Here is a 14,207-nt window from a genome sequence, read left to right on the forward strand (position 1 = left end):
CGCGGAGTGACCAAGTGCGGCACGAAGTGTGCCGGGCTTAAGCAAGTTCCACAATGAGGAGATATACATGGCACAGGGAACCGTCAAGTGGTTCAACGCTGAAAAGGGCTTCGGCTTCATCACCCCGGACGACTCCGATGGCGATGTCTTCGTTCACTACTCGGAGATCCAGACCGGTGGGTTCAAGACCCTCGACGAGAACCAGCGCGTTCAGTTCGAGATCGGCCAGGGCGCCAAGGGCCCCCAGGCTACCGGCGTAACTCTGGTCTAGTCCCGCTTCGGATCGCCGCCTGCAGGCGGCGTCCTGCGAATCAATGATCCCCGGCATTAGTGCCGGGGATCATTTTTTTGCTTTTTATCCATTCATCCGACGACGCATTGTTGCTTGTCACAAATGTTTTCTGAATCTGAAAACATGGCGCCGATAATAGTTACGCCGCCGTGCGCAATTAGCCGACCAAGGTCCTCAGGAGCCGGGCGCTCTGGCGGACCGAGAGGCCGGGCAGGTAGGCGCGGCTCAGCGCGCGGCCAATGGCAGGCAGCTGCAGGGGGTCCTGGTAATAGAGGTAGAGCGTGCGGTAATCGGGTTTGAACCGTGATTTGAAGGTGGCCAGGGAGCGGAATCCGTACACCGGCTCCAGTGCCCGTCCCACCACGTCAAGGATGGACGTGAGGGCGTCGGGCTCCCGCGCTGGCTCCCGTTCGGCTTCACTGCCCGGGTCCTCCGACGGATCCTGCGCTGCGCCGGACGCCGCCCCGTCGGCAGGCTCCTTGGCCAGCGGCGAGCCGGACAGGGAAATGACCTCAACCGAGCTCCGCAGCTCCAGCACGGCGGAGGCAATGAGGAACTCCATGGCACCGGGGAATCCATCCTCCCGCCGGCGCATGAAGTCGAGCGTCCAGCTGACCACGCGCCCCTCATCAAATACCGGGAGCCAACTGGTGACGCCGTGCACCAGGCCGCCGGCATCGACGGCGACGCAGCACAGCACGTCGTCGTCCATCAGTTCGTCCATGCCGCCGAGCGTAAAGCCCATCTCGGGAACGGATTTCTGCGCAGCCCATTCCTCGGATACTTCCAGCAGCTGGGCCCGCAGGGCCGCAGGAAAGTCGCTGTACCGTCCCCAGACCGCCGTGACGCCGGTCTTCCGTGCACGGTTCAGCGCAGTCCGGACGTTCTGCCACTCCTTGCCTTTGAATTCAAGCTCCCTGACCGCCAGCCGGGTCTCCTGCGCCACAGCCACCCGGCTGAACCCCCGCGACTGGAGCAGGGGCCACAGCCCCTCAGTGCAGGAATAGAAGCAGGGAACCATCGCATGCTCGGCGCAGTACCGCATGAAGCCGGCAGCGGCTTCCTCCCGCAACGCGGCATCACCGAATGGCCCGCCCAGCGTCAAGGCCACGCTGCCATGTTGCTGGTAGGCAACCCCGGCGTCCAGGGTGGGGGTGAACCAGTATTTGTTCGGTTCCCAGAGCGCCATCCAGGACAGGGAGTCGCCGCCCCGCCGCACCAGGCGGCGGGCCACGTCCCTCGCCTCAACGCCGGCACCGGCACCGTGGTGCTGCCCCAGGAGCACCACCCACACGCCGGCCAGTGCGACGGCCCAGAACACAATGCCGGAGTAGGCAAACAGAAAGGCCTCAACCGATTGCCGGTCCTGGAAGATCCGGTTGTACAGGCTGGGGATGGGCACCGGCAGGTACTGGCGTGCCAGTTCGGCCGCCAGACCGGACAGTCCGCCGTCGCGCGCCATTCCGCCGGCTCCCAGCCAGGCGACCGTGTAGCTGCCGGCAAGTGCCGCCCAGGTCCCTGCCAGCACCCTGGTCAGATTGCGCCGCGCCCCGGCCGACGTTTCCACCCGGAACTGCCGCCTGTTGATCCACAGCAGCACCACGAGCAGCAGCGGAACTGCCACGAGCGGGAGGACGTGGACGAACCCTGAGCCCATGACGGCCGTGTGCGGCCGCTGCGGGTAGTGCGGGATGCGGGCAAACAGGGTGAGGTACACGGCGGACAACGCGGTGACGGCCAGCTGGACTCCGATCGTGATCCGCCAGGCAAGCCGGCGTCCGCGGCGCAGCCCGTCCGCGCAGATCAGCAGGAGCAGCACGGGCACCACTGCCAGGGCAAGGCCCAGCGGTCCCGCGAATCCCGTCCGCCCGATCTCCAGGCAGTTCACGTCCACCGTGCCGCCGCAGTTTTGCTCCAGCTGGCTGAGGGTGGGCAACGGGTTCAGGACGACGTCCCGCAGCAGCGCCAGCGGCCCGGTGGGGCTGCGGACGGCGGCCGTCAGAATGGGCCCGACGGCGAAAATACCGACGATCAGGGACAGGAGGTTGCGCGTCTCGCGGCCGGTGGAACGGTGCCGGTGGAGGGTTCCGTGGTCGCTCTGGATCCACCAGCCGGCGGCAAGTCCGGCCAGCGCACCCAGGAATCCGACCACGGTCTCCGGATGCCCTACGTAGAGGACGAGGAGCAGGGAGGCTGAAACAATGCCCGTGCGAAGGCGCCGCTGCCAGAGGGTAGGCAGGAGCCCGCTGGCCCCAAGGACTGCGGCGAGGACAGCGGCGTACGGCCCGATGAGCCGGGCGTCCACCATGAGCCCCAGCCACCCGTCGCCCGCGTAGCGGGCGAGCTGCGTGAGCAGCAGAAACAGCGAGACAGCCGCGAACTGGCCGCCGAAGAAGAACCACGCCGTCCGCAGCGTGCCCAGCCTGCGTTCGGCGAGCCCCAGCAACAACAGGATCATGAGTCCGGCAGTGAGATAGGCCGCAGGGTTCGTGGCGAAAAACAGCGAGGTGAACATGGACCACCAGCGGCCGTCCTTCAGCGCGCCGACGTGCACGGAGGCCACGTCAAGGAGGGCCTCCGGCGGGCCGGACAGGAAACTGTTGGTGGCCGCACCCGCCCCAAGGAAAAGACCCAGGACTACCAAGGTGAACGGCACGGCTTTGAAATGCTGCCGCACGCGGCGCAGCGCCGCCAGCATGACGTCAGTCCAGGTGACGCTGCCGGCCGCCGCGGAAGCGCGCCTGCCTGTTTCCGGGACGGCTTCCCGCTGGTTCGTCATGGCCGGATTCCCCAGCGGGCCGCCACGAAGTCGAGGGCAGCAGGAAGTCCCTTGGAAGCGGCCTCCCAGGAATGGCCCGTGTTGACCACCGGTTGCGCCTGCACGGTGAAGCCGGCCCGGCCGGCCGCAGCCGAAAGTTCATCCATGTAGGCAAGGAATTCCGGATCCCGGGAACCTGCGCCGAAATATATGGCATGACCCTCAAACCGCGTATTCTGCATGATGCTCAAGGGAGTCAGTCGGTCGAAGGTTGCCACGTCACCCCCGAACGCCGCGTCAACAGTCTTCTGCCGCTCCTTGGCCAGTGCGGGCTCACGTTCGCTGGAAAAGGCGAGGACCGAGGCGTAGACGTCGGGATGGCGGGTGCCCATCTGCAGGGCGCAGGTGGCCCCGAAGGAAAAGCCCCCGGCGGCCCACTGCCGGTGGTCCGGATCAACATCAAGGGTCTGCTCGATCCAGCGGGGAACATCCCGGGCAAGAAAAGTGTCGGCGTTGGCAATGCGGCTGTCCATGCAGAGGGTATTGGCCGACGCGGTACCGTTCGGATCCACCACCACGACAACCGGGGCCACGCCGTCGTGGTCCTCTGCGAAGCGGTCCATCCGGCTGCGCAGGGCCCCTCCTGTGAGCCAGTCCGAAGGCCCGCCAGGCTGCCCGGAAAAGAGGACGAGGACCGGTAAGGCGGGACGGGGTGTGGCCTGGTAGGCGGGAGGGAGGTAGATATAGGCCTCGCGGCTGCTGAAACCCGAATCGGTGCCCGGGATGACGGCTTTCCTCACGGCGCCGTCCGACGGCATTCCCTCCGGTGGACGCCAGGCATTGAGGGCAACGGGGGCAGCGGCCACAGGCTGGCGCTTCAGTCCGGCTTCGAGTGGCTGGATCCTCGCCACGGCGGTACCCATGAGGTCACTGACCGTATGGTTGAGGCCGAAGTAGGCGTTGATCTGGACAGCGCCGAGCAGGCAGACGCCGAGCATAGCTGCCGTTGCGGCGGCCCTCCCCCGCCACGCACCGCGGCTCTTCAAAGGGGAAGGCTGCCGGAGTTTCCACAGCCGGAGCACCCACAGGAAAAGGGCAAATACCATAGCTACAAACCACGCGAGCACTTCGCGCGGGAGGCTCTCGGGCAGGGTAGAAAACGTGTACAACAGCAGCCAGTGCACCGCGGCGACTGTGCCGGTGGCCAGCAGGAGGGCAGCTCCGGCACTCAGGACCCAGCGGCGTCCGCGGGCCCACAGCAGCCATCCGAGGCCGACAGCGCCGGCGGTCCAGGCAACCCAGAGCAGGGGCCCATCGGTCAGACGGACGTCAGCGATAAGGTCCACCGGCGTTAACGCCAGGTGCCCACACCGATGACCGGCCCGGCTTCAAGCCACGAGGACAGTCCTGTGTAGGCATCGAACTTCATAGCGAGCAGGACTTCCTGGCCTTCGTAGTGGAGTTCCACGATGACGGAGTCGGGCTGAACCTTCACGAGTTCCGCCTCGGTGGGCTGGCGGCGGCCCACCAGTTCCAGCGAGCTGCGCCGGAAAGTGTATTTGGGTCGGACACTGAGCGAGAGCAGCTTGAACCACTCAAGGTCGTTGTCCTGATAACGACAAACCCCCATCTGCCAGCTTTTTCCAGCCGTGCAAATGGAGGCGTCCACTGTGCCCAGGGCACGCCGCAGGTTAAAGCGGCGTACCCCGGACAGGCACAGTGCAAAAATCAGCAACGCAAAGACTGTTGCCAACGCGATGAACGGAAAACCAGGATCGTTCATCAAGGTCGTGCTAGCGGATCCCCGCGGTAGCCGCTTCACCCATTTGGGCGTTATCAGCAACTATGACCACCCTGTTGTTGTCGACGGAGAAGAATCCGCCGTCGACAACCACAGCAATGCGCTCACCGGAAACAGGCTCAATGGCCAGTTCACCTTCGGCCAGAATCGCCAGCAGGGGCGAGTGGCCGGGCAGGATTCCGATTTCACCATCGCTGGTGCGGGCCTTGACCATCTTGGCCGCTCCGGACCACACGAAGTGATCCGCTGCGACAATCTCAACCTCAAGCTCAGCCATATTACTTGGTCTGTTCCTGGATCTTGGCCCACTGGCGCTCAACGTCGTCCAGGCCACCGACGTTGAAGAACGCCTGCTCTGCAACGTGGTCAAGCTCGCCGTCGCAGATGGCGGTGAAGCCTTCAACCGTGTCCTTGATGGAAACGGTGGAGCCTTCGACGCCGGTGAACTGCTTGGCGGTGTAGGTGTTCTGGGAGAGGAACTGCTGGATGCGGCGTGCACGCGACACGACGATCTTGTCCTCTTCCGACAGTTCGTCAACACCGAGGATGGCGATGATGTCCTGGAGTTCCTTGTTCTTCTGCAGGATCTGCTTCACACGGACAGCCGTGTTGTAGTGGTCCTTGCCGATGTACTGGGGGTCCAGGATACGGGAAGTCGACGTCAGCGGATCCACGGCCGGGTACAGACCACGCGAAGCGATTTCACGGGAAAGTTCCGTGGTCGCGTCGAGGTGTGCGAACGTGGTGGCCGGTGCCGGGTCGGTGTAGTCATCCGCGGGAACGTAGATGGCCTGCATCGAGGTGATGGAGTGGCCCTTGGTGGACGTGATGCGCTCCTGGAGGAGACCCATCTCGTCAGCAAGGTTCGGCTGGTAACCCACGGCGGACGGCATGCGGCCGAGAAGGGTGGAAACCTCGGAACCTGCCTGCGTGAAGCGGAAGATGTTGTCGATGAAGAGCAGCACGTCCTGGTTCTGCACATCGCGGAAGTACTCCGCCATGGTCAGTGCGGACAGCGCAACGCGCAGACGCGTTCCCGGCGGCTCATCCATCTGGCCGAATACAAGGGCGGTGTCCTTGAGGACGCCTGCCTCTTCCATTTCAACCCAGAGGTCGTTGCCTTCACGGGTACGCTCGCCGACGCCGGCGAACACCGAGGTGCCACCGAAGTTGCGGGCAACACGGGTGATCATTTCCTGGATCAGCACGGTCTTGCCGACACCGGCACCACCGAAGAGGCCGATCTTTCCACCCTTGATGTACGGGGTGAGGAGGTCGATGACCTTGATGCCGGTTTCCAGCATCTCGGTGGAGCCCTCGAGGGTCGCGAAGGCGGGAGCCTTGCGGTGGATGGCCCAGTGGTCCGAAGCCTGGATCTCCGACTCGTCAACGTCAAGCGGCTTGCCGAGGACGTTGAAGATGTGACCCTTGACGCCGTCGCCGACAGGCACGGTGATGGGCGAGCCGGTATCCACAACGTTGGTACCGCGGACGAGTCCGTCAGTAGCCTGCAGGGAGATGGCGCGAATGAGGTTGTCACCCAGGTGGAGGGCAACCTCGAACGTGATGGTCTTGGTCTCACCGTTGAGAGTAATCTCCGTGGTGAGTGCGTTGTAAATCGAGGGGATTGCGTCAGCCGGGAATTCGACGTCGACAACCGGGCCAATAACACGTGCAATACGGCCGGTAGCACCGGACGTTGCGGCTACGTGTTCGGTAGCGGTGGCAGTCATCTCTCTCACTTCACTCAGTAGATGGCGTGGGGGTTAAGTTTATCTTTTGGTGCAGGTACAGCTGGATCCGGAACCGTGCTGGCTAGGACGCACTCAAGGCGTCGGCACCGGCCACGATTTCGGAAAGCTCCTGCGTAATTTCAGCCTGGCGGGCAGTGTTGCGCAGACGCGTGTACTTCTTGATGAGGTCCGTGGCGTTGTCACCGGCAGACTTCATCGCCCGCTGACGGGCTGCAAGCTCGGAAGCTGCTGCCTGCAACATGGCGGCGAAGATACGTGATTCGATGTAGCGCGGCAGCAGTGCATCAAGCACCTGCTCCGTTTCCGGCTCGAACTCATAGAGCGGCAGGAGGTCCGATTCGGACTGTGCCTGCTCTTCGACGACCTCGAGGGGAAGCAGTCGGATGACCGTAGGTTCCTGCGTCACCATGGACTTGAAGCGTGTGTAGACGACGTGGATCTCGTCCACGCCATCCTCTTCGTACGCGGTGGCAAAATCCTCCAGCAGCGCTGCGCCGATTTCCTGCGCGGTCGCAAACTCCGGTGAATCCGTGTTGCCGGTCCATACCCGTGCGTAAGGACGGTTGCGGAAGTCGAAGTACGCCTGGGCCTTGCGGCCGACAACGTACGTCTTGACTTCCTTACCTTCCTCATGAAGCAGCTCCGTGAGGCCTTCCGCCTGCTTGAGCACACTTGCCGAGTAGGAACCTGCAAGGCCACGGTCCGAGGTGATGACCAGGACGGCGGCACGGCGGATCTGCTCGGGCTCGGTGACCAGCGGGTGGTCGATTTCACTCTGGCTAGCGACAGCAGAAACGGCACGCGTAATCGCGTTTGCGTAAGGCAGTGAAGCCGCTACGCGTGCGCGGGCCTTGCCGATGCGCGAGGTAGCGATCAGTTCCATCGCCTTGAAGATCTTGCGCATCGACGTCGTCGAGCTGATCTTCTGGCGGTAGACCCGAATCTGGGCTCCCATACTTATCCTTTCCTAAGATCCCGGTGGCCGGGACTGCCGGAACCCGTCGGGGTCCCGGCAGTCCCTGCCAGCGAAACTAGCGCTTCTGCTTGACGATTTTTTCCTGGTCGACCTGCGCCTCGTCGATGGGGGCGTGCTCCTCGTGCCCTGCACCAACCAGGAGGCTGTCGCCCTCGCCGAAGAAGCCCTTCTTGAAGGCCACGATCGAGGTCTTCAGTGCTTCTGCGGTGTCATCGTCCATGACGTTGGTCTGTGCCAGCGTCGTCAGGATGGAGGACTTGTGCTTCAGGTGCTCCAGGAACTCAGTCTCGAAGCGGTTGATGTCCTCAACCGGAACGTCGTCCAGGTAGCCGTTGGTACCGGCCCAGATGGACACAACCTGGTTCTCGACCGGGAACGGCGAGTACTGGCCCTGCTTGAGCAGTTCCATCAGGCGTGCGCCACGGGTCAGCTGCTGGCGCGATGCGGCGTCGAGGTCCGACGCGAACATTGCGAATGCCTGCATGTCGCGGTACTGGGCCAATTCCAGCTTCAAGGTACCGGAGACCTTCTTCATGGACTTGACCTGCGCTGCGCCACCCACGCGGGAAACGGAGACACCCACGTCGACGGCGGGACGCTGGTTAGCGTTGAAGAGGTCCGACTGCAGGAAGATCTGGCCATCGGTAATGGAGATCACGTTGGTCGGGATGTAGGCGGAGACGTCGTTTGCCTTGGTCTCGATGAGCGGCAGGCCGGTCATCGAGCCGGCGCCCAGCTCGTCGGAGAGCTTGGCACAACGCTCCAGGAGGCGGGAGTGCAAGTAGAAGACGTCGCCCGGGTAGGCTTCGCGTCCCGGCGGGCGGCGGAGCAGCAGCGACACTGCACGGTAGGCCTCGGCCTGCTTGGAAAGGTCATCGAACACGATGAGGACGTGCTTGCCGCCGTACATCCAGTGCTGGCCGATGGCCGAACCGGCGTAAGGAGCAAGGTACTTGAAGCCTGCGGGGTCGGACGCGGGGGAAGCCACAATGGTGGTGTATTCCAGTGCGCCGTTGTCCTCGAGCGTCTGGCGAACAGCCGCGATGGTGGACGCCTTCTGGCCGATGGCCACGTAGATGCAGCGCACCTGCTTGGTGACATCTCCGGAAGCCCAGTTGGCCTTCTGGTTGATGATCGTGTCGATGGCGATTGCCGACTTGCCGGTCTGGCGGTCACCAATGATCAGCTGACGCTGGCCGCGGCCGATCGGGATCATGGCGTCGATAGCCTTCAGACCGGTCTGCATCGGCTCGTGCACCGACTTGCGCTGGGTCACGCCGGGCGCCTGGAGTTCCAGTGCACGGGTGGTTTCAGCCTTGATTTCGCCGAGGTCGTCGATCGGCTGGCCCAGCGGGTCAACCACGCGGCCGAGGAAGGCATCGCCAACCGGCACGGACAGAACCTGTCCCGTGCGGTGGACTTCCTGGCCTTCTTCGATTCCGGTGAAGTCACCGAGGATAATGACACCGATTTCGCGGACGTCGAGGTTCTGGGCCAGGCCCAGCGTGCCGTCTTCGAAACGAAGCAACTCGTTCGCCATGACCGAGGGAAGGCCCTCAACACGGGCGATGCCGTCACCTGCGGTGGTCACACGGCCGACCTCTACGCGCTCTGCGTTTCCGGGTTCGTAGGACGCCGCGAACTCGTTCAACGCAATACGGACGTCGTCGGCGTTGATGGTCAATTCGGCCATCTGCAGTCCCTGCTCTCCTGTTTTCGTGATCATCGTTGTCACGATGACCGGGGTTTCTATCAGTTAAGTTGTGCTTGTCCGGTTAGCCGGCAAGCTGACGCTGGAGCTGGCCCAGGCGGTTCAGTACAGAAGCGTCTACCACTTCATCACCGACCTGGATCCGGATACCACCAATCAGTGCCGGGTCAACGTTCATGTTGATCTTGAGCTCGCGCCCGTACAGCGCATTCAGCGCTGCCTGAAGCCGGCTGGTCTGCGTCTCCGTCAGCGGACGGGTGACGCTGACCGTTGCGATCCAACGCTGCTGGCGCTTGGCTGCAAGCTCTGCGAAACGGCGCACAAGGTTGGTCACCTTAAGGCCGCGCGGCTGCGAAACTGCCTGTCCGATAAGGACTTTCGCTTCCTCGCTTGCGTGGGGAACGAGCTTCTCGGCGAGGGCAATCTTGGCAGCCGGGCTCGCCTGCGGCTCGGACAGAGCACGCTGTACCTCGTGGCTGGAACCGACGGCCTGGTTGAAGGAGAACAGATCGTTCTCCAGCGTTTCCAGTCCGTTGATCCCTGAGGCAGAGACGGCCGACTTGTTCTCAGCAACGGCAATTACCACCGAAGCGGCAAGAGTCTCGAGTGCATCGCCGATATCCCGAGCCGACGCCCAGCGTGAACTGGCCAGTCCGCTCGCGATTTCCGCAGCATCAGTGGAGACTTTTCCACCGAAGAGCTGCTTGACCAGTGCCGACTTTTCGTCACCGCTGCGGGACGGGTCAGTCAGGGCACGGCGCAAGCCAGCCGAGCTGTCCACCGTTCCCAGGATTCCGAAGAGTTCCTTTGCCAACTGCAGCGAAGCGAAGGGAAGCTTGGCTTCCAATGCCACCAGCGCCGCGGTCAGCGATTCGCTCGATACACCTGCCATTACTTAGCTGCACCTGCGTTCTGGTTCTCCAGATCTGCCAGGAAACGGTCAACCACGCGGGCTGCACGTGCATCATCGCTCAGTGACTCGCCGACAATGCGGCTTGCCAGCGTGGTGGCCAGCGTGCCGACTTCGGCGCGCAGCGACACAACGGCCGCCTGACGCTCGGATTCGATCTGAGCGTGGGCGTGCGCGGTGATGCGGGCAGACTCTGCAGCTGCCTTTTCCTTCAGGTCCGCGAGGATCTGGGCGCCTTCGGCACGGGCTTCCTCGCGGATGCGGTTGGCTTCTGCACGGGCGTCGGTGAGCTGCTGCTTGTACTCTTCGAGTGCAGCAGAAGCCTCTGCCTGGGCCTTTTCAGCCTTGGCGATGCCACCTTCAATAGCCTCGGCACGCTCCGCGAACGTCTTCTCGAACATCGGGACAACGAACTTGACCACGATGTAAAAGAGGACAGCAAAGCCGGCCAGGACTACGCCCATTTCCCAAGGGTTGGGAACGAGCGGATTAGTGCCTTCGGTGGCGGCTGAGATGATCGTCTGATTCATATTTCACCCGTCCTTATCTACTCGGTTTCTGGATGTTCGCTAAGTTCTAACGCTTAGGAGAGAACGAAAGCGAAGACCAGGCCGAGGATGGCGAGTGCTTCAGTCAGCGCAAGGCCGAGGAATGCGATCGGCTGCAGGACGCGCTGGGCTTCCGGCTGACGTGCCACACCATTGATGTAAGCCGCGAACACGAGACCCACACCGATACCACCGCCGATAGCGGAGAGGCCGTAGCCGATGAGGTTGAGGGAGCCGTTGATGGAGCCTTCCATTTTTCTTCCTTTCAAGATGCCACCCGTGTGGCAGGTTGTTTGGGTTGCTTCATCCCCGCGAAGGGGAAGTATGTGGGTGCCTAGTGGCTGTCCGCGTGCAGAGCGCCTTCAATGTAGATGGCAGTCAGCAGCGTGAAAACGTAAGCCTGCAGCGCCATGATCAGCGCTTCCAGCATGTACATGGCGATGGCGCCGACGAGAACCAGTACCGAGGTGCCCTTCAGGAGGATGTTCTCCTGCATGACCAGGTACTCGATGCCGGATCCGGCAATCATCACAATCAAGTGTCCGGCCAGCATGGTGGCAAACAGACGGAGGCTGTGGGTGACAGGGCGGACCAGGAAGTTGGAAATGATCTCGATCGGGATAACGATCGGGAGGATGTACACCGGCACGCCCGAGGGAACGGTGGCCAGCTTGAAGTACTTGAGACCGTTCTTCTTGACGCCGATGCCGATCCAGGTCAGGTAGACGATGGCTGCCAGCACATAGGCGCCGCCGACGTGCGAGAAGCTCGGAAGCTGGATCAGCGGGATGGCGCCGTAGATATTGTTCACCAGGATGAAGAAGAAGAGGCTGAACAACAGCGGGACGTACTTAATAAAGTCCTTGCCGCCAATGATGTCCTTGGCGATGCTGTTGCGGACGAAGCCGTAGGCAGCTTCACCTGCAAACTGCAGTTTGCCGGGAACAAGCTGCTGCTTCCGCGCAGCTAGCAGAAAGAATGTAGCGATAATGACGACCGACAGGATAACCAGCAGCATCTGCTTGGAGAATCCGTCTGCCGCACCCCACGGCAGGATTGCCGGCAGGTGCATTTCTTCAATTCCAGGAGGGTTGAACTCTCCTGAATCTTGGGCCGGGAGCGCAAGCGCGATCAACGCGTTTCCTCTCTGCAGTGTCCATCATTGGGCGTTGGTGAGGGTCCGGCGATCTTCATGTCCGCCCTTCCCCTTGTGAAATTGTTAGGCATTACTGTTCCTCGTCCTTGGACGGGCCGCTGGCTGCACTGTCTTCACCAGGTGACGTTCTGTTACTGGTGAGTCCGTGCATATGAGAAAGATAGAACCCTCCCGCAGCTCCAAGCAGAGCGCCTAGGAGCACAATCCAGCGGGTTCCCCACAGATAATCCAGACCCCACCCTATCAAACTCCAGACGATGATTCCGCCAATAATGTAGCTAAAGACGGCGATGCCGGCGTTGTATCCGCCGTCCCCGCCGTCGGAAGATACGCCTACGGAACCGTGGGTGGATTTGGGGATTTCCCGCATGTTTTTTCGCTTCGAATTACGGCTGTTCATCGTTGCCGTCCTTCACGGGTTCGGGGTCGTTATAGATACGGAGGCGGGCCTTGCTGAATCCGTAGATCTCAGCCGCCTGCCAGAACACGACGGCGGTGACGGCGCCGATCAGGAACCAGCGGGCGTGGAGCCATTCAGGTGCTCCGATAACGAAAAGCACCACGGCGAATCCCACAACTTTGACGAAGTAGGTGACAACAAAGACCCCGATGGCGCCGGAGGGATTGTTCCGTCCGACAAAATGGCCCACAAGGAGGCTAATTCCGAAGAACGCCATAACAAGGAGGCCGCCGAAAGTGCTTGAGAGCGCTCCCCCGCCGCCGTTGAGGATCGCGGCCGGTATTCCGGCGAGCACGAGGCCGGCCAGGGCCGCACCTGCGCTCAGCTTCAGGAGCCCCAGCCACAGTGACTTTGTGGGGCCGGAGACACCAACGGGTCCGTTACCGGATCTGTGTCCGGGTTCGGCGTTGGAGGTCATCAGATCCCAATCGTCGTGTACTGCGGGCTGGCAAAGGAGGGTGCGGCGAAGAGCTGCACTGAAATTCTACATGAGATAGAAATTATTCGGAAAAGGGTGTCCAAGGCTCAATCCTGCCCGGCCGCTTCCGCCTCGGCCTCGTACTCCGCTTCCGACCGTGGCCCCGGTCCGGGTGCCTTGTCGCGAAGGTACGGCCATGCCGTGACCACGGCCATAACGGCGGCCGCTGCGACGTCCGCAGCCAGCACAAGCTGCCACGGGAAGATGGCGAAGGCCAGGCCCCCGAAGGCCAGCACGCAGGTCCAGGCGTACATCAGGATGACGGAGGCGCGGTGGGAGTAGCCAATGTCCATCAGCTTGTGGTGCAGGTGTCCGCGGTCCGCGGACCAGGGCGAACGCCCCAGCGCCGTGCGCCGCACGACCGCCAGGCAGAGGTCCAGCAACGGGAGGAACAGCACCGCGAAGGGCAGGAGGATGGGGATGATCGTCGGTATACCGTTGGCCCGGTCGTAGAGGCCGGAGGTGATCTGGCCCGTTGAGACAATGCCGGCAGAGGCCAGGAGGAGTCCGATCAGCATGGCGCCGGAGTCCCCCATGAAGATCTTCGAAGGAAACCAGTTGTGCGGCAGGAAGCCGGCGCAGCTTCCCACCACCACCGCGGTGAGCAGCGTCGCGAGATCCGAATAGTCGAGCAGGACTGCCGACCGGTGCACCCAGTAGGCAGTCAGGAAGAACGCCACGCCGCCGATGATGGCCACGCCGGCGGCGAGCCCGTCCAGCCCGTCGATGAAGTTGAAGGCGTTCATGGTGGTGACGATCAGCCCGGCGGTGAGGACGATGCGGACGACCTCATTCTCAAGCAGGATCGGCTCGGGTATCAGCGGCAGGATGCTCATCCTCACGCCCCAGATGGCCACCACCATGGCTGCAGCGCTCTGGCCGATCAGTTTCACCCACCACCGCAGGTCCAGGAGGTCATCGGCGAGACCCACGATGACGATCAGCGTGGCGCCGGCGAGGACCCCCCAGGGCGAGGCGTTGCCGCGGAAGATGTCCTTGACGAAGAAAGACTGGCTCGCAACGATCAGGGCCACCAGGAATCCCGCGTAAATACCCAGGCCTCCCAGCCTGGAGACTTTGTGGGAGTGGGTGTCGCGGCTGCGGATCGGCGAGAAAAGCTCAAGCCTGTTGCCGATCAGCCGTGCACCCCAGGTGGCGGCGAAGGATACGCCTGCGGCCGTCAGCATCATCAGCAGGTACATGATCATGGGGAAGCCACCTTCCCCGCACTGCTGACGGAACCAACCCTCGACAGTGTGTATCCCTGCTGCCCGGTCAGTGCCCGGCGGCAGGGATAGCTAGGGTTCGATTGCTGTGGAACTGACTTTCGATAAATGAAACTTCTCCGTCGCCGTGCGCGCGG

General features: G+C 62.7%; 15 protein-coding genes. 1 reads left to right on the plus strand and 14 read right to left on the minus strand.

What is annotated here, in order from left to right; genetic code table 11:
* Positions 1-67: 67 nt before the first annotated feature.
* Positions 68-271 (plus strand): cold-shock protein, encoded by a 204-nt coding sequence (locus AC07YR_RS10380; RefSeq protein WP_011692441.1) that lies wholly within the window; start codon positions 68-70, stop codon positions 269-271.
* Between the two features lie 178 nt (positions 272-449).
* Here AC07YR_RS10380 and AC07YR_RS10385 read toward each other — a convergent pair whose 3' ends face one another.
* From AC07YR_RS10385 to AC07YR_RS10450, 14 genes are all read right to left on the minus strand, one after another.
* Complete coding sequence (locus AC07YR_RS10385; RefSeq protein ID WP_494733898.1) at positions 450-3,071, minus strand: bifunctional lysylphosphatidylglycerol flippase/synthetase MprF; 2,622 nt, start codon at positions 3,069-3,071, stop codon at positions 450-452.
* The gene (locus AC07YR_RS10390; RefSeq protein ID WP_436057991.1) at positions 3,068-4,396 is read right to left on the minus strand and encodes an alpha/beta hydrolase; all 1,329 of its coding nucleotides are present in this window, start codon (positions 4,394-4,396) and stop codon (positions 3,068-3,070) included. The genes AC07YR_RS10385 and AC07YR_RS10390 overlap by 4 nt, the downstream gene beginning before the upstream one ends.
* Before the next feature lie 5 nt (positions 4,397-4,401).
* Positions 4,402-4,833 (minus strand): DUF2550 domain-containing protein, encoded by a 432-nt coding sequence (locus AC07YR_RS10395; protein ID WP_028270090.1) that lies wholly within the window; start codon positions 4,831-4,833, stop codon positions 4,402-4,404.
* A 10-nt stretch (positions 4,834-4,843) separates the two neighbouring features.
* Positions 4,844-5,128 (minus strand): F0F1 ATP synthase subunit epsilon, encoded by a 285-nt coding sequence (locus tag AC07YR_RS10400; RefSeq protein ID WP_011692445.1) that lies wholly within the window; start codon positions 5,126-5,128, stop codon positions 4,844-4,846.
* 1 nt (position 5,129) lies between these two features.
* Complete coding sequence (gene atpD / locus AC07YR_RS10405) at positions 5,130-6,584, minus strand: F0F1 ATP synthase subunit beta (RefSeq protein ID WP_011692446.1); 1,455 nt, start codon at positions 6,582-6,584, stop codon at positions 5,130-5,132.
* Between the two features lie 82 nt (positions 6,585-6,666).
* Positions 6,667-7,560, minus strand: a complete 894-nt coding sequence (locus tag AC07YR_RS10410) for a F0F1 ATP synthase subunit gamma (RefSeq protein ID WP_028270091.1) — start codon at positions 7,558-7,560, stop codon at positions 6,667-6,669.
* Between the two features lie 76 nt (positions 7,561-7,636).
* Entirely contained in the window at positions 7,637-9,274 is a 1,638-nt protein-coding gene (gene atpA / locus AC07YR_RS10415) for a F0F1 ATP synthase subunit alpha (protein ID WP_055797222.1), read from the minus strand.
* Positions 9,275-9,356: 82 nt separating this feature from the next.
* Positions 9,357-10,184, minus strand: coding sequence for a F0F1 ATP synthase subunit delta (locus AC07YR_RS10420; protein ID WP_055796227.1), 828 nt, complete (start codon positions 10,182-10,184; stop codon positions 9,357-9,359).
* A complete protein-coding gene (locus AC07YR_RS10425; RefSeq protein WP_011692450.1) occupies positions 10,184-10,732 on the minus strand; it encodes a F0F1 ATP synthase subunit B in 549 nt (182 codons plus the stop codon). The genes AC07YR_RS10420 and AC07YR_RS10425 overlap by 1 nt, the downstream gene beginning before the upstream one ends.
* 53 nt (positions 10,733-10,785) lie before the next feature.
* Positions 10,786-11,004 carry an ATP synthase F0 subunit C gene (gene atpE / locus AC07YR_RS10430; protein WP_011692451.1) on the minus strand — a complete coding sequence of 73 codons (219 nt, stop codon included), beginning with the start codon at positions 11,002-11,004 and terminating at the stop codon, positions 10,786-10,788.
* Positions 11,005-11,084: 80 nt separating this feature from the next.
* On the minus strand, positions 11,085-11,885 hold the full coding sequence (atpB, locus tag AC07YR_RS10435; protein WP_028270094.1) for a F0F1 ATP synthase subunit A: 801 nt from the start codon (positions 11,883-11,885) through the stop codon (positions 11,085-11,087).
* Between the two features lie 91 nt (positions 11,886-11,976).
* Positions 11,977-12,276: a hypothetical protein gene (locus AC07YR_RS10440; protein WP_082506659.1), complete on the minus strand. Its 300-nt coding sequence runs from the start codon at positions 12,274-12,276 to the stop codon at positions 11,977-11,979.
* A 16-nt stretch (positions 12,277-12,292) separates the two neighbouring features.
* Positions 12,293-12,784 (minus strand): hypothetical protein, encoded by a 492-nt coding sequence (locus AC07YR_RS10445; protein WP_436057993.1) that lies wholly within the window; start codon positions 12,782-12,784, stop codon positions 12,293-12,295.
* Positions 12,785-12,891: 107 nt separating this feature from the next.
* Positions 12,892-14,052, minus strand: a complete 1,161-nt coding sequence (locus AC07YR_RS10450) for an MraY family glycosyltransferase (protein ID WP_494733899.1) — start codon at positions 14,050-14,052, stop codon at positions 12,892-12,894.
* Between the last annotated feature and the right edge of the window lie 155 nt (positions 14,053-14,207).

It is taken from the genome of Arthrobacter sp. GW460-12-1-14-TSB2, assembly GCF_059423525.1.

What these genes read in the sequence shown, in the direction of transcription:
- AC07YR_RS10380 (WP_011692441.1), top strand. Translation starts at nt 68, where the DNA reads ATGGCACAGGGAACCGTCAAGTGGTTCAACGCTGAAAAGGGCTTCGGC.
- AC07YR_RS10385 (WP_494733898.1), bottom strand. Translation starts at nt 3,071, where the DNA reads ATGACGAACCAGCGGGAAGCCGTCCCGGAAACAGGCAGGCGCGCTTCC.
- AC07YR_RS10395 (WP_028270090.1), bottom strand. Translation starts at nt 4,833, where the DNA reads ATGAACGATCCTGGTTTTCCGTTCATCGCGTTGGCAACAGTCTTTGCG.
- AC07YR_RS10400 (WP_011692445.1), bottom strand. Translation starts at nt 5,128, where the DNA reads ATGGCTGAGCTTGAGGTTGAGATTGTCGCAGCGGATCACTTCGTGTGG.
- atpD (WP_011692446.1), bottom strand. Translation starts at nt 6,584, where the DNA reads ATGACTGCCACCGCTACCGAACACGTAGCCGCAACGTCCGGTGCTACC.
- AC07YR_RS10410 (WP_028270091.1), bottom strand. Translation starts at nt 7,560, where the DNA reads ATGGGAGCCCAGATTCGGGTCTACCGCCAGAAGATCAGCTCGACGACG.
- atpA (WP_055797222.1), bottom strand. Translation starts at nt 9,274, where the DNA reads ATGGCCGAATTGACCATCAACGCCGACGACGTCCGTATTGCGTTGAAC.
- AC07YR_RS10420 (WP_055796227.1), bottom strand. Translation starts at nt 10,184, where the DNA reads ATGGCAGGTGTATCGAGCGAATCGCTGACCGCGGCGCTGGTGGCATTG.
- AC07YR_RS10425 (WP_011692450.1), bottom strand. Translation starts at nt 10,732, where the DNA reads ATGAATCAGACGATCATCTCAGCCGCCACCGAAGGCACTAATCCGCTC.
- atpE (WP_011692451.1), bottom strand. Translation starts at nt 11,004, where the DNA reads ATGGAAGGCTCCATCAACGGCTCCCTCAACCTCATCGGCTACGGCCTC.
- AC07YR_RS10440 (WP_082506659.1), bottom strand. Translation starts at nt 12,276, where the DNA reads ATGCGGGAAATCCCCAAATCCACCCACGGTTCCGTAGGCGTATCTTCC.
- AC07YR_RS10445 (WP_436057993.1), bottom strand. Translation starts at nt 12,784, where the DNA reads ATGACCTCCAACGCCGAACCCGGACACAGATCCGGTAACGGACCCGTT.
- AC07YR_RS10450 (WP_494733899.1), bottom strand. Translation starts at nt 14,052, where the DNA reads ATGATCATGTACCTGCTGATGATGCTGACGGCCGCAGGCGTATCCTTC.